The sequence below is a fragment of the Vibrio ichthyoenteri ATCC 700023 genome (genome assembly GCF_000222605.1).
Taxonomy (GTDB): Bacteria; Pseudomonadota; Gammaproteobacteria; order Enterobacterales; family Vibrionaceae; genus Vibrio; species Vibrio ichthyoenteri.
In genome coordinates this window covers 1-14,717 of the sequence record NZ_AFWF01000006.1, presented here as the reverse complement: position 1 = coordinate 14,717, position 14,717 = coordinate 1, and the positions used below count along the sequence as shown (strand labels likewise).

Genomic DNA, 14,717 nt, shown 5'->3' with positions numbered 1-14,717 from the left:
ATAGCTAGGCTAGTTGAGCTGCTGACACTATACACCTGACATGTAGAATAGATAGTTATTTCTACTTTTATTTTAAAACACAACCAAATCAACAGCTTGAACCAACCAAAAAAGAGTAACCCTGCTACTTTTTCCAAAAAAATTATTTAATCTTGATGAAATTTCTTGGCTAAATCGAATTGAATTCCGCCCACCATTAGCACTTTTTGGGGATTTTTGTGTGGATGATAGGATGTTGCTATCACTCAATTTCACATACAACAGGGAAAAAATTTGGCACTGAAGAAAACTGTATCCCTTCTACCGAGTTAATCCCACTCATCGTCTATGTGGTATTCCTCCTTTCCATTATTTCAACGTATCTCTGGAAAAAAGCGATCGATATGATTGGCGCCATGAAATCTTCACTCTCGATGAATTTCATGCCTGTCATAGCCGCTATATTGAGTTACATTATTTTGGGTGAAGGTATTGAGACCTACCATATAATTGGCACTGTTATTATCGTTTCAGGGCTGTTCGCTATTAATCTAACTCGCCACAAAAACTCATGACACGTACCTGCACAGTAACCATGTAGGGTAGCTTTTCTGAATAATTGTTGGACAGAAACGTGTTGCGATTTATCTAATTTAGTAAAGCATGAATTATTTAAAGTATGGCAACTTTAATCTGCTCTAGTAATCTGTATAACTGGATCAGATCAGTTATGAATAAACACAATATTGTTACGAACGCGCACTATGAAAAAAAGCCAAGTTTAACTTGAGTGTTCAACTTGGCTTTAAATTGCTCAATGAATGCTTTCTAGCGCGTTGTAACGCCACAAAAGTAGGGATTATTTGATTGGATAATGTCGCTTTAAAAACGCAATCACATACGGTACATACTTATCGGTATCAAAAATTGGAGCACTATGACCAACACCTTCCTCGATAAACAGCTGATTCTCAATACCGTATTTGTCTAAAGTCTGTTTGAGGATCTGGCTTTGCGCTAAAGGCACTCGCTTATCTACGGTTCCATGGAACTGAATGTAAGGAGGAGCATCACTGTTTATATAGGTGGTCGTTGAAGCTTGTGCCGCTAACTCTGGTACTTCACTAGGAATATCACCTAAGAAGCGAGATACCGACGACTTTTTACTGGTCGGTCTGCTTCCTTTGTTGCCCAGCTCCAGCAGGTCCGTCGGGCCAAAAAAGCTCACCACGCCAGCCACTCGATACTTAGGTTCGGAGTAAAAGCTAATGTCACCGTGCGTATTGCTTGCTCCGACCAATCCCGCTAAATGACCACCAGCTGAACGCCCCATCATAACCACGTTATCGGCGGCAAGATTGTACTTGTTAGCATGGTCATGAAGGTAGTTAATGGCATCATTAATATCCGCGACTGGTTTTGGGAAGGTTGCTTCGCCACTTAAACGATAATCGACCGCAGCCAACGCATAACCTTCACTTAAAACAGAATTAAGCAACAACGGGTTTTTAGTCGGGATATCGTCTTTAGTGCCTCGCTTCCATGCACCGCCATGTACCCAAACGAGCAACGGATATTTTCCATCAGCCTTTGCTTCTGTTTTGGGAAGGTAGAGATCAAGCTTGATCGTTCGTGCTTTTACCGTCTTAAACAAGATGTCCTTTTCTACTGTGTACACCGCATTGGCATTGGCTGCCGATAATCCAACAAATGAAAGCATCAGCAATTTTGTTATCTTTTTCATTGTGAACCTCTTATCTAGAATGACGCTTCTGCCGCTAACCAGTAACGACGACCATCTTCAACGTAGCCAAACTCTTGGTAATCGGTTTGCTCATCAAATAGGTTGTAGATACCCGCCATCAGTTTCAGGTTCTTTTGCACATACCAGTTGGCACCTAAGTCAACATAAGTAATCGATGGCGCTTCGTATTGCGTTCTTGAGCTGCTCGTTGTCGGTTCTGACTCTTTGCCACGGTATGTCACACGCATCCAAGATTGGATATCATCACGTACTTGCCAATCTGCATTTACGGTAACTAAATGCTCAGGAATTTGCGTTAGTGGCTTACCTTCATCTTCACCAGACTGCTTCTCAGTATGTGTATAGGTATACGTCGAACCGATAGAAATCGTCTCGGTAATGCCTTTATTTATTGTGTACTCAGCACCGTAAGTAATCGCATCTTCAATGTTCACATAGGTAGAATCACAACCACGTCGACCACAGTTAGTGCTCAGCTCTTTCTTGTCGATCTTGTCTTTAAAGTCACTGTAGAACACGGTGATGTTCGAGCTTAAATCGGAATCGCCAACAAAGTACACGCCCATTTCACTGTTCACTGACGTCTCGGCTTTTAGATCAGGATTACCGTAAACCGAGCAGTCGCCACCACAACTTTCTTGCGCCCAACCCGCTTCCATCTCAGTTAAGCCTGGTGCTCGATAACCCGTTGAAACACCGCCTTTCACTGTCCAATACGAGTCAACACTCCACACACCATAAACACGAGGGCTCAGGTGAGAATCGAACACGTCATTTTGATCAAATCTGAGGCCAGTTGTTAGCGCAAAAGAATCAGTGATGTACCATTCATCTTCCGCAAACAGTGACCATTGGTTATTTTTGAAGACATGATCTTCTGCAGAATCTGCCAGCTCCTGACGTGTGTAGTTGAAGCCAATAGTCAAGTAATGCGCCTCAAGCACAGGCATAGACCATTGTGAGTTCAGAGTCAGGTTTTCAACTTCCATTTCTCCGCCTTCATTCTCAACCGTTTCATTGTTGATGTATGAAGTGCCCGAGCCCCAGTCGTAGTTGCCTGAGTGAGATAGGCCCAATGATTGACGATTGTTCACACGCTCAGAATCTGAGGTTTTCGATTTGCCATCCGTCGTCACACGTTCTTGATCGTGATAGGTGTAATCAAACGAGAAGGTGTCGTCATCTGTCGGCGTCAAATGAAGTGCGCCACGGTAGCTCTCTAATGTTTTGCCACCGTATCCGTAAAGAATCTCATCTTCTTTGCGCTCTTGATACAAGCCAGAGAAAGAAGCACTCAACAGACCATCAATAAGCGGGCCCGCTAGATGCACTTGGCTTTGATATGAATTGCCCGAGTATGAGTTCTCTTGCAGTGTTGTTTCACCACGTACGCTGCCATGCCACTCTTGATAATCTTTACGAGTGATAATGTTGATCACACCGCCAATCGCGTCTGAACCGTAAAGCGTCGACATTGGGCCACGCACGACTTCAACTCGCTCAATCGCGCTTAGAGGTGGTAGCCAATCTTGCTCAAAACCACCACTGCTGTTTTGTTGTGTTTCACGGCCAGACTGCTTGCGTCCATCGACCAAAATCGCCGTGTATTCTGCAGGCATACCACGTATTGAAATGTCTTGGCTCGAACCACCACCTGTCACTATCACACCGGGTACATCACGCAGCGCGTCTGTCAAATCCTTATACGATCGATTTTCCAATTGCTCTCGAGTAATAACGCTGATCGACGCTGGCGCTTCAGTGACAACCTGCTCATAACCAGCTGCTGTCACAATCATGGTTTCCATAGTCGTCGCTTCCATGGTCAAAGCTTCGGTATCAACTTGATTTGCTTGTTCGTTAGCAAAACCCATTACAGGGAATACAAAACACGCAGCAGCTATAGATTTAGAAAGGGGAGAACGAGTAAACGTTTGAATAGTGTTCATCTTGGCTCTACTTAAATTGAGATTGTATTTAATAATCATTCTCAATTAGAGCGGCGTAAATCATTCGCTTCAAGCATATTGCTATCGCCAAAATAGAATATCGCTATCCGCCAGGCGGATAGTTACCTTCATCTTATGCTTGATATGAAACTGATGATGTAGCGAATAACGGCTCTCAGGTCACTCAGACTTCGGGCCTTACTTATCTAGAAGTTACTCTCTTTTAAGAGTAGGTATCTTTGCCTACATAGAGGTCTTTGAAGATTTCACGTACCCATTCGCACATCGGGTCATCATGAAATCGCTTGTGCCAGTACAAATAAACTTCCTGAAAGCTCAAATGGAGTTCTTCTGGTACTTCTCTGGTGATCAGACGGGGATCATGACACGCCGCTTCTGCGAAAGGCGTTGGAAGATGAAAGATGATGTCGGTTTCAGCAGCAATACTTGGTGCTGAGCTGAAGTTACTCAACTGCACAGGTGCAGACAGGCGCTGCTTTTTATTGGCTAAACCGAGTTCTTGGTATTTGTGTTCGAAAGAAAGCCTTTTCTCACCTTGTAGAGAGACTTGGCCAAAATCATATTCCGCCAGCTTTTGTGGGGTCAGAGTTTCATTCGCCAATGGGTGCTCTCGGCTCATCAACAAACGGAACGTGCGCTTCGCCACTGTCATACGATAGATATTTTGCTCAGCAGAAGGCGGCTGATGCGAAGATAAGGCAAAGTGCACATCACCTGCGACCAAGGCTTCGAAATGACGCTTGGGCGCAGAATCTAAACTCACGATCATGTTCGGCGCTTCTTTGCGGATCTTCGCGATTACCTTGGGCATCAAGGTATTAATTTGAGGCAGCAAGCCATAAAACTTCACAGTACTATCAACCTTGCTTAGGTCGAACGACTGCTTATGAACCAACTTCTCTAGGTTAATGATGACATTGTTAATATCGTCTTTAATCGACTCTGCTTTAGGGGTCAGCTCATAGCCGAACTTCTTACGTACCAAAAGTTCATCGTCAAAGAAGGTACGCATTTTTTGTAGCGTACGGCTCACCGAAGACTGACTCATATTCAGAGACATCGCGGTATTGGATACGTGCTTCTCTTCGAGCAAGTGTTTCAGTACGAAAAGAAGATTCAGGTCAATCTGGGAGAGGTTCATGAGTTTATCGCTAAAGAGTTAAATACACGTTGGGGAATAATACACAACACTCAGCATAAATAAGCACCTTTTAACAACCTCGACTAAAAATACATACTTTGGTTATTAACGCAATTTAACCAAGAGATTAGTTGAGAATGTGAATATGTAGTGGATTAGCAAATTTGGCCACATTGTTAGAGCTCTAGACATAAGGAAATGTAAGTCAAATGCCCATTCAGAGAATATGACTCATTATGTGCTAGCTTGGAAAGGGGCTGAAATGAGTTAGACAAAGACCACCAGTAGACTAGGCTTTTCATTTGTCATCCCCTGAAAAAGGATTCTCTCTACACAGCTTCGGCAGCGTTAAAATGCACGTTGTCGCGTATCATTTATTGCCCTTTCTGGCTTCTCGATTCTCACGTCTATCTATCTCTACTCGCCTCCACCAAATCCCACTTCTCTACCGCGGTTAAGTAGTTATCGATGTCGTGATCTTCAACCAGATCGATACCCTCTTCCAATAACGCAGACACCGCGCCATCAACATAATCAATAAACTTAAACCACCAGCCCGCTTCTTGATGGATTTGTTGCTCAGAGGAGATGTATAGATAACTGCCAATGTGGCTATAACCCATTACACGCGCGGGAGCTCTGGTGACAATGTCGTTATTGTTATGAAAGCGAAAATAGCGCGATAGGCACTCACTATTGAAGATACGCGCCGTAGCACGAGTTAATACGCGTGGCTGGCCAAAGGTATAAACACTGGTGAACGGTTTATCTTCATGTACTAATTTAGCGGCGGCAATTGTGGCCATAGCACCACCCAAGCTGTGGCCTGTGATAAACAGTGGCCGAGGTGTTTGTTGTTGTAACTGGCGAAACTTGGCATTAAGCGAAGGCCACACATCTTCAACTGATTGCCAAAACCCGCGGTGAAACTCACCAAATAGGTCAGGGGTTGAAAAAGCGTTGAGGTTATCGAGCCAATCGGCCAATTCATCGGTACCGCGAAAGGCAATACAGAGGTAGTTTTGGTGCTCTATCAGCGCAGCCTGTTCACTATTGCGACTGACACCAAATACGCTCACAAAGCCTTTATCCTCTTCTAGCAGGTTAGCAAGAATACGCTCTTCATCTGGAGCCGTGCTGGGTTGGTCGTTCGCTGTTTGGCTCTCGCTAGCGTTGAGGTACACCTCTTTGGCTAACCGTGCCATCCAATAAGCATTGCCAGCATCTAAACCTGTTTTGTAAGGGGTGACTTTTTTACCATGAGGCGTGTTTTCACCGCGCTTGTTGCGTTCAATTTGTGCCATTTTGATGCCCTTGCAATGCGCTTGTAATGCAAACGGTCATCTTGAACAAAATGGCTTATGGATTGAATGGCAGAACGTGTTTTTAGCGCTATTCTCGGCCGATTCTGAGAGTCACTATTTTACTTATCAGTCTTTTGTTGCGTGGAATTTAGTATGGCAAGCTAAGTGGATTTGAAAATCAAACCGTGATTCATAGGCGGATAAAAACAGAAAAGCCAGCATTATATTGCTGGCTTTCAATAAGACAATTCAATCTAATTAGCGCTTCACGCACGCAAAGAAAGCGTTACCTGATTGGCCATCCCACGGTAAGATCTTCTCGTAATCATGCTCAAAAATATGCACTTCAAAATACGGATCTAACAACGCGCTTAACTCTTCATAGTTAACGGCGACCATTGGGTGTTCATCGTTCCAAAGCTGCTTTTCAAGCTCGGTGTGCTTTTCGATACTCAAGGTTAAGAACTGCTGTTCACCTTCACCGCTGTATTTCCAGCCAGAGCTGAAAATAAACTCACTGTTATCATGCATCGCACTGTGGCGTACAAACGAGCGGTTGTCGATCTTGTTGCGGTTAACCGAGTTAAAGCAGAACATGCCACCTTCAGCTAATGCCGCGTGCGCATGAGCAATACACTGCTTTAAGTTTTCGATGCCATCGCTATAGTGGATCGAGTATAAGAAGCAGGTAATGAGATCCAGCGGTTGTTCCACCGTGAAATTACACATGTTATGCAGCATGAACTCTGCTTCAGGACAGCGAATTTTTGCCAAATCGAGCATTGGTTGGTTCAAATCCAAACCGCTACTTTGGTAGCCAAAATCTAGGAAATGTCGAATATGTGGGCCAGTGCCACATGCCAAATCGAGATGTTGTGCACCTTCGTTACCAAACAGTTGGTGCAGTCGACGTACATAGCGGCTTTGCGCTTGGTAATCAATGTCAGCACACATCAAATCATAGTAACTAGAAAGGTCGGTATAAAGGGCGTTTGAAGGAATTGTACCCAATGTTGGATGCTCAAATAAAATTCGGTGGCGCATCCTATATCAAATCTTCACTTTTACGAAGAAAAATCATCCATTTTGACATTTCAGCCGATCTAACGGGATGTGGGCATTTGTTCAAACAACCTGCTTGTGCTAATCACATCAGCGATCTCACCATCAAGATCTACTCCTCCACTGCTGAGATTTTTTATCGATTTCTATCGATCAAATACCGCTGTTCTTTAGTGCGCAAATAAACAACAGCAATGGCTAGTTCTTCTCCATTCAGCATTGTGTGATATTTATTCCAACCTAACAATAGTTGGAATTAACGTCATAAAACCTAATAAAGTTTTGCATGGGAAAATAGGTTTATTTGCTAACATATAATTTCAACATGTAATGGAATGTTTATTATTAAATAATTTAATTCATTCGCAGTATAAACCCTGACATTAGTTAAACATTTTTACTTATTCTTTAATATAACTGGTTTTTGATGAAACTGTTGTTTTCTTATACTTATTCAAAAACGGTTAGATTCCCCTTTGTCATGCTTGAACACTGATGGCAACTGGGTTTGACCAAAAATGAACAAGTATATTCAACAATATCAGCGCCTTCCCTTATTGGTAAGGAGCACCGCGACGTAGGAAAGACCTGACAAACGAAGGTGTGGATATAAATCTAACCGTTCATTTATACTCAATTTTATAGGTGACCACCCTTTAATAACGTCAACTTCCTGAATTAGCGGTTATTGAGACATCATTCACCTCTAATCATTAATACATTTATCTGCATGGATAAATAAATCAAAGAAGAACTAAACCGTGAGAAAAATAAACAAAATAACAACCGCGCTCGCCGGTGTTATGTTCAGCGGCTATTTGTACGCTGCTGATACTAATCTAACGTCAAACATTGTGACTTTTGTTCCAGGCCAAACAAAAGTACAAAATGGCGATATGGTTTCTTATAATGGCGAATGCTTCATCGCGAAAAACAATCCTGGCGTTTGGGAAACTCCGAACGCCAGTTCTTGGTTTTGGGATGCCTCTGTTTGTTCAGGTGAACCAGACCCAGACCCAACGCCAGATCCTGATCCAACTCCGGACCCTGATCCAACCCCTGATCCCGATCCGACTCCAGACCCAGATCTAGGCGATGTTATTCCTTTTGTGCCAGGCAAAACTCAAGTCAGCAATGGTGACGTTGTTTCTTTTGACGGCCAGTGTTTTATTGCCCAAAACAACCCAGGCGTATGGGAAACTCCAAATGCGAGTTCATGGTTCTGGCAATTAACAGAATGTCCTAATGATCCAGGTACAGGTGATCCTGAACCAACTGAACTATCCGTTCTTTCTCCTGTTGCAGGCCAAGTGTTAAAAGCTGATCAACCTATTGCGATTAAAGCAAGCGTTGACGGCGAACTTGCAGCAAAAGTTGAGTTTTGGGTAAACAGCACCAAACTAGCTGAAAAAGCGGTTGATCAAAGCCAAACGCTTTACACGCACACTTGGATGCCAAAAGATGCTGGCAACAGAACCGTTAAAGTTCTGGTATTAGACAGCAAAAACCAAACGCTAGAACAGCAATCAGTTAATGTCACTGTAGAAGCAGATGTTAATGAAGATTTCGTCGCGCCTGTCGTTTCATTCGTGACCCCTTCTAATGGCACAACGATTAAAGTAACAGACTCTGTTGCTATTTCAGTAAACGCAACCGATGCAGACAATGACCTATCTACACTGGTTGTGAAAGCAAACAACAAGCAGATCTGTAGTTTTGATGCTGCAACAACGGATGCATTTGCGTGTAACTGGCAACCGACTCAAGCAGGTAACGTAACGCTTAAAGCGACCGCTACCGATGCGCAAAATCTCTCTTCAAGCGTGAACGTAAAAATCACTGTTGAAGAAGAAGCTGTTGAGCCGCCACCTGTAACACCACCAGGTGGTTTGTGTGCTGACTTCAATGTTTACCCAGACTGGACGCAAGGTACACACGCGACTGGCGGTGACATCATGGTACACAACAACATCGCTTACTCTGCAATTTACTGGACACAGTCAATCCCGGGTAGTGATGCTTCATGGTCTCTACACTTAAACTGTGACGGTTCAGAACCGGGTACCGCACCACTGCTATCACTGCCAAACCCGATGGACCCTGTTCGTCTGGAAGTTGCTGGTTGGCCAAATACTTTGGTTGTAGCAAGTCCTGCAACCATGGCTTCAACAGCAGCTCCAGCAAACGTGACCATTGAAGCAATCAACAGTGCTGATCTGGCGGATTTCAATGCGCTAACTAACAGCTTTGTCGCTGTGATTGAAGCAGCAGCACAAGCCGGTTCGACTTCGATCATTATCAACAGCGACGTGCTTGATACTGCGACTCAAGATAAAGGCCAATCTTTTGGTGCCATCTCTGTGAAAGAAGCGCTAATCAACGCGGTTGATATCACTGGTAGCCGTATTGATGTTGATGATATCAACGCGCTGAGCAACGATGTGAAAGGTTGGGCACAAGCGCATAACCTAATCATCACCACACTTGCACCTGAAGCCAGTTACGGTTGGACGCTAAGCATTGGCGATTTCGCTTTTGACACGCATTCAGGCCGTCAGTCGGTATGGGATGCTGCATCGAACTACTCTGCTGAAATGCTCGACAAGTTTGAACTGTACAAAGCAGATTCAGTGACCAAAGCGGACTTCATTGCCTTCACTAAATCTAACGCAACTGATGCGTTATCAAGCGAGCAATGGCACAACGCGCTAGAGTACGTGAAACAAGTTTCTGACTACGTGAAGACGCCTGTCATGCTGGCAAACATGCCAACAGAGCAAACGGCTACTTACTTCATGGGTAACACCACAAGTGAGCAAAAACTTCGCAAAGCAGCATTTAGCAACGTATTCGCGGTTCTATTCGATAAGAATGATGCCGCTCTAACGGCTAAGATTGAACGTTACCAAGATGCAAAAGTGCCACTGTACTACGTAGGTGAAGAACTTGAAAAAGGTTCACTAACTCGTATTGAAGCACTTAACCAACAGCTGGCCGATGCTGAAGACGTAATGAACAATGAAGCGTTCCTTTACGAAACTCCGCAATCACAGTGGGAGCCGTCAACAGTATACAAATGGGCTGATTTCCTTGATGGCCTAAACGCAATGCACAACATTGGTGTAGCAGGTAACAAGTTCTGGCTACTCAGCGATGAAGCGGATGATCAAACCAACATTACTTATGCAAAAGTCGCGATTGCCGCGTTCCTAGCACAAAGTATGCAAGAGACTATCCGTTACAACGCGTGTGATGAGAACAACTGGTCAGAAGTGAAATACGGCGCTCCTGCGGATTACCCAATGACAGCAAGCTGTGGCCAACTTGGTCAGAAGTACGCTGATTACGGTGTAAACCCAGTTTCAGGCCTAGACTACGCTTACTCTTGTCCTCGTGATAACAAGATGGAAGTAAGCGCACTGACTCATGCTAAATGGTACGGCGCGCCAGCTCCTGTATTTGCAGCACCTGATGCAGTACTTGAAGAACGTGGTCTATTGGTTAATGGTGCGGTAGGTCGTTGGACCAACAATGGTCACTGTAACGATGTTCCAGAAAAAGTAGATACCTCTAAGCAAGTTTGGGAACGTGATACTTGTAAGACTTACGTTGGCCAAAAAGCGGGTAGCTTCATTTGGGACGGCAGCAGCCAAGAAAGTGTTGAAGGTTGTGGTTGGTGGGGCCGTGGTGTAATCCAAACTACGGGTCGCCAAAACTTCGGTACGCTTAACCATTACCTAGGTCGTTCACACGTTGATCCATCAACCATTGGTCAAACTATCGATGGTGTAACGGTTGAAGCGCCACCAGCGAACCCACTGTACGCTGAGCTTGATTTCTGTTCAAACCCAGGCCTAATTTGTAGCTCTGAAGAGAACCGTGAAATTAAGTGGATTGCAGGTCTGTTCTACTGGGTAACGTCAGTACAAGCGTACAACGATGAAGGCGGCCAATACGGTGATTGGAACTACCACAACGAACTGAAAAAGTACGTGGACAGTGGCCTACAAGGTTCTCAGTTCATTGATGACGTTTCAGGTATCGTTAACCGTGGTTGTCCAGACCTAACCTGTTCAACTGGTGATGTTCACAATGTGAAAGAGCGCCGTGAGAACTTTAAGCTTGTGCTTAAACAGCTAGGTCTTAACCCGCAATAATCTCTCAGGCAACTCGCCACAGAGCGATTTGTATCAAGAGATTTAGCTAAGGTTGTGATTCCGCTTGTGATTCATAGCCATAAATAGAAACACCCGCTGGTGAAAACCAGCGGGTGTTTTTTTGTTGATTCGATGATGGAAAAGACCTGATTGATGAGTGCTCGCAACCTTTAGAGAAAGCAATACACGTTAAGCTCGCTTTGTCGGGGTATCACCTGTCCATCGTTTGAAGGCGCGTGTAAACGCACTGGAATCCGAGAAACCCAGTTCAAGGGCGACTTGAGTAATATTAACGTTGTGCTGGTTAAGCATATTCAAGCTCTGCTCTAGACGGTATTTGTCATAAAGCCGACGAAAGCTCACTCCCTCTTGCTGCAATTTTCGATTCAAGGTTCTGCCACTCATGTGCAGTTCTTTGGCAATGCTCTCTAGGGTAATATCAATCACTGCCAGACTCTTGAACACGTTATTCACTTTTACAATGATGCTGTGTTCTAGACTTTGAGTGGTCTGCAGCTCTGCTAACCGTTTTAGGTGCTCATGCAATTCAGGATCGTAACGTCGGTGGGCTTTATCGACCAATTGAGGGTCAAATAAAAAGTAGCGAGCAGCGTAGCCTTGCTTGATCTCGATGTTAAACACGCGTTCAAATACCGGCGTTATACCCTGATCGACGGTGATCCGATTAATATAGATCGGTAAACAAAGCTCAGGCGCTTTAATGTAGCGACGGATCAACTTTAATATCACACTCAGATAAAGCCCCAAGCTCAAGTGTGACATTAACGTGGTTTCATCCACATACTCTGCGGTAATGGTCCATAGCTCTAATCCACCACTTTCCGTTTGGCGGCAAATAATTTTAAGTAACGGATGAATGTGATAGGAATAGCGACAAAGCAAATCACAGAAGGCATGTAAGGTTGGTGCCGTTAGCATAGCCAGTACCGGAGCACCCTGCTCTAACTCATCATAATACTCGGCGGTTTGCCTAAAGATCTCTATCAGCTCGTTACCATAACGTTGATAAAGCTGCTCAACCGCAAATTCGAGTTGATAAGCAGAGACGGTTTCAGCCTGACACAATTGCGCATACTGCTTCGCTCCACCCCAAATATTGGCACTCTCTTCACTGTTCTGCTTGATCGCCCCATCAAGGCAGTGAAACCAAAAAATGGGCAATTGGGTACTAAAGTCGGTGGTCATAATTACTCGCTTGCCAGTGCGTCCTTGGTAAGGCTTATACGCACTGACATCAGTGACAGGGTCGCTTGCGAGAAATTGTATCTAAGCGGCAGACAAAAACCATTGTCTTGACGGTTATTTGCGATCTTGGCGCTTTGATGGCTCAAAGTTAGATACCTACTTCCCTGTTACAACCCGTCCGGTCTAGAACTTGTAATCTAAACCAACCGAGACAACGTATTGCTCTGAAGTGTAGTAATCAATATTCGACTGAGTGGTTTTTGCGCCAACAAAAGAGACCAGCGCCCAATCTTGGTAGCCAAGAATATCGGTATATTCGTAAGCGAGGAATAAGCTGTAATCTTTGTCTTTACGCGTCTGACTAAACACTGGATTTTGCGCATCGTAATCTCGTAAAGCGGCGCTCGCCGTTAACACAAAACCGTGCCTCTCGATCTTACGCGCATAACTCAACTCGCCCCCGTAGCTAACAAACGAAAGCGCTTCACCTTTTGGGCGTGAACTGGTGACATGAAGTGACGGCTGCAGTATTGCTTGCTGTTCTGGCAAGAAGTAACGGTAACCGGTTTTCAGATAAAAGTAATTTCGCTCTCGCGTTAGGTGTTTTTGCTCATCCGGCGTAAGGTTTAAACCTTTGGTCCCCGACCTTTCTTCATCCACATCTGATTCGCCAGCCGCCATATCGACACTAAAGTTTGAACCTGCAATTTGCGACAACTGCATACGGATAACATTGCCGGTTAAATCGGTTTTATTGCGCGCTTCATCAACGGCGTACGGGTCATCCCACACTTCACCTGAAATCAAGGTTGGCAGCGCTGAGATATCAAACACCATGCCACTGGCAAATTGTTGGCGATAGCCTATTTCAAACGCCAACGAACCGGTCACGATATCGTCTCGAGACGTCCCCATAAACAGTTGTTTATTAAGCTCGTCGCCAAAAGTGTATTGCAGGGAGCCGAGTAGCCCCGGTAATACACTCACTTGTGCACTACCAGAAGAATTAAGGTCAGCAACGCTTTGGCTCTTATCTTGTTTAACATCCAGCGCACTACTATTCGATGTTGTCATAGTGAGTACGGTGATATTACCGCTCAAGCCCTGCTCTGGCGCCAAAGCGGCCAACACTGGAGCGGTCAACAACACAGAAGTAGCAAAGATAGGAATAAGGGATTTCATAATAGGACTCTTAGGTTTTTTCGAATATTTGAATGCCGTACACGCCTTTGTTGCGTGAGCTGAAACGAGATTTGACTCAGCCAAATCATGCAAATAATGGCGAACGCCTGTGGGCCCAAGGCCGCGCTGCTTCAAGCTGATACGCCAATTCAAATAACAAGCGGTCATTGCCACGAGCGGCAGAGAAATGGCTGCCAACTGGCATGTTATCGGCAGTCCAATAGAGAGGAACTGACATGGCAGGGTTACCCGCAACATTTTCTACTGGCGTGTAAGACATCAACTTTTCTGAGCGTTTCCAGATCTCTTCTCCTGAGTGCAGCTTTTGATCAAAGTAGCTAATATCTTGTGGTGAATGCTGAGCGCAAGGAGTTAGCCACACATCGATGTTATTGAAGAATTCACGGTTATGTTTCAGACCAAATGCATCGCATTGCGCCTGTGATTCTTCATACAAATTGGGGTTAGCCAATACTCGCGCCTGCATAGTGCGTGCTAGATAAGTGACATTATCACTGACCTTATCAGGCATCGATTCTAATGGTGCGCCCAAAGCATCAAATTGTGAGGCGAACTGCGCCATCTTATTACCAAACACGCCCATGTAGCTCAGCATAAACTGCTCCCCATCGGCCACTGGATGCTCTACTTCAATCACAACATGGCCAAGTTGCTCAAGCAGTGTCACACTGGATCTGATCGCCGCTTGAGTCTGCTCATCAGGTAATCTTCCGTAAATATCACGCATCGTGACACCAATACGGATCGAGCGATTTAACGGCGTATGAATCATACCGATCGGCGTTCTTGGATAAGCAGTATTAAAACTGTCTTTAGTGTGATTTTCAGTTACTGAGATGGCCAATGCTGTGTCTCGCACGGTACGTGACATAAACGATTGATGGGTGAAATCTTCCATCGTTGAGCCATTACTAAGCCCTGTTATCAATC

The 14,717-nt window shown here is 44.6% G+C and carries 10 protein-coding genes; 2 read left to right on the top strand and 8 right to left on the bottom strand.

All coding sequences use genetic code 11. The features are described from left to right. The first annotated feature begins 224 nt into the window (after window positions 1-224). Window positions 225-554, top strand: a complete 330-nt coding sequence (locus tag RH85_RS23655) for an EamA family transporter (protein WP_083824832.1) — start codon at window positions 225-227, stop codon at window positions 552-554. A 284-nt stretch (window positions 555-838) separates the two neighbouring features. Here the strand turns inward: RH85_RS23655 and RH85_RS01010 are convergent, their stop codons facing one another. The 5 genes from RH85_RS01010 to RH85_RS00990 all read right to left on the bottom strand — a co-directional run bounded on the left by RH85_RS01010 (window position 839) and on the right by RH85_RS00990 (window position 7,203). Next, the gene (locus RH85_RS01010) at window positions 839-1,723 is read right to left on the bottom strand and encodes an alpha/beta hydrolase (protein ID WP_006710319.1); all 885 of its coding nucleotides are present in this window, start codon (window positions 1,721-1,723) and stop codon (window positions 839-841) included. A gap of 14 nt (window positions 1,724-1,737) precedes the next feature. Further along, window positions 1,738-3,693, bottom strand: coding sequence for a TonB-dependent receptor domain-containing protein (locus tag RH85_RS01005; protein WP_006710318.1), 1,956 nt, complete (start codon window positions 3,691-3,693; stop codon window positions 1,738-1,740). A 223-nt stretch (window positions 3,694-3,916) separates the two neighbouring features. After that, window positions 3,917-4,855 (bottom strand): LysR family transcriptional regulator, encoded by a 939-nt coding sequence (locus RH85_RS01000; RefSeq protein ID WP_006710317.1) that lies wholly within the window; start codon window positions 4,853-4,855, stop codon window positions 3,917-3,919. A gap of 407 nt (window positions 4,856-5,262) precedes the next feature. Next, entirely contained in the window at window positions 5,263-6,159 is an 897-nt protein-coding gene (locus tag RH85_RS00995) for a lipase family protein (RefSeq protein WP_006710316.1), read from the bottom strand. 258 nt (window positions 6,160-6,417) lie between these two features. Beyond that, complete coding sequence (locus RH85_RS00990; RefSeq protein ID WP_006710315.1) at window positions 6,418-7,203, bottom strand: class I SAM-dependent DNA methyltransferase; 786 nt, start codon at window positions 7,201-7,203, stop codon at window positions 6,418-6,420. A 779-nt stretch (window positions 7,204-7,982) separates the two neighbouring features. On the opposite strand from RH85_RS00990, the gene RH85_RS00985 reads away from it, so the two are divergent. Next, window positions 7,983-11,378, top strand: coding sequence for an Ig-like domain-containing protein (locus tag RH85_RS00985; RefSeq protein ID WP_006710314.1), 3,396 nt, complete (start codon window positions 7,983-7,985; stop codon window positions 11,376-11,378). A gap of 189 nt (window positions 11,379-11,567) precedes the next feature. Here RH85_RS00985 and RH85_RS00980 read toward each other — a convergent pair whose 3' ends face one another. The 3 genes from RH85_RS00980 to RH85_RS00970 form a co-directional block, all read right to left on the bottom strand. Then, entirely contained in the window at window positions 11,568-12,584 is a 1,017-nt protein-coding gene (locus RH85_RS00980) for a helix-turn-helix transcriptional regulator (RefSeq protein ID WP_006710313.1), read from the bottom strand. A 183-nt stretch (window positions 12,585-12,767) separates the two neighbouring features. Next, window positions 12,768-13,766: a DUF2860 family protein gene (locus RH85_RS00975; protein ID WP_006710312.1), complete on the bottom strand. Its 999-nt coding sequence runs from the start codon at window positions 13,764-13,766 to the stop codon at window positions 12,768-12,770. Window positions 13,767-13,851: 85 nt separating this feature from the next. Continuing rightward, window positions 13,852-14,717 (bottom strand): amidase family protein (locus tag RH85_RS00970; RefSeq protein ID WP_039948327.1); only part of this gene is annotated, 866 nt, incomplete at its 5' end.

Coding starts and splice junctions, on each gene's coding strand:
- RH85_RS00980 (WP_006710313.1), bottom strand. CDS start 12,584: ATGACCACCGACTTTAGTACCCAATTGCCCATTTTTTGGTTTCACTGC.
- RH85_RS00990 (WP_006710315.1), bottom strand. CDS start 7,203: ATGCGCCACCGAATTTTATTTGAGCATCCAACATTGGGTACAATTCCT.
- RH85_RS00975 (WP_006710312.1), bottom strand. CDS start 13,766: ATGAAATCCCTTATTCCTATCTTTGCTACTTCTGTGTTGTTGACCGCT.
- RH85_RS00995 (WP_006710316.1), bottom strand. CDS start 6,159: ATGGCACAAATTGAACGCAACAAGCGCGGTGAAAACACGCCTCATGGT.
- RH85_RS01000 (WP_006710317.1), bottom strand. CDS start 4,855: ATGAACCTCTCCCAGATTGACCTGAATCTTCTTTTCGTACTGAAACAC.
- RH85_RS23655 (WP_083824832.1), top strand. CDS start 225: ATGATAGGATGTTGCTATCACTCAATTTCACATACAACAGGGAAAAAA.
- RH85_RS01005 (WP_006710318.1), bottom strand. CDS start 3,693: ATGAACACTATTCAAACGTTTACTCGTTCTCCCCTTTCTAAATCTATA.
- RH85_RS01010 (WP_006710319.1), bottom strand. CDS start 1,723: ATGAAAAAGATAACAAAATTGCTGATGCTTTCATTTGTTGGATTATCG.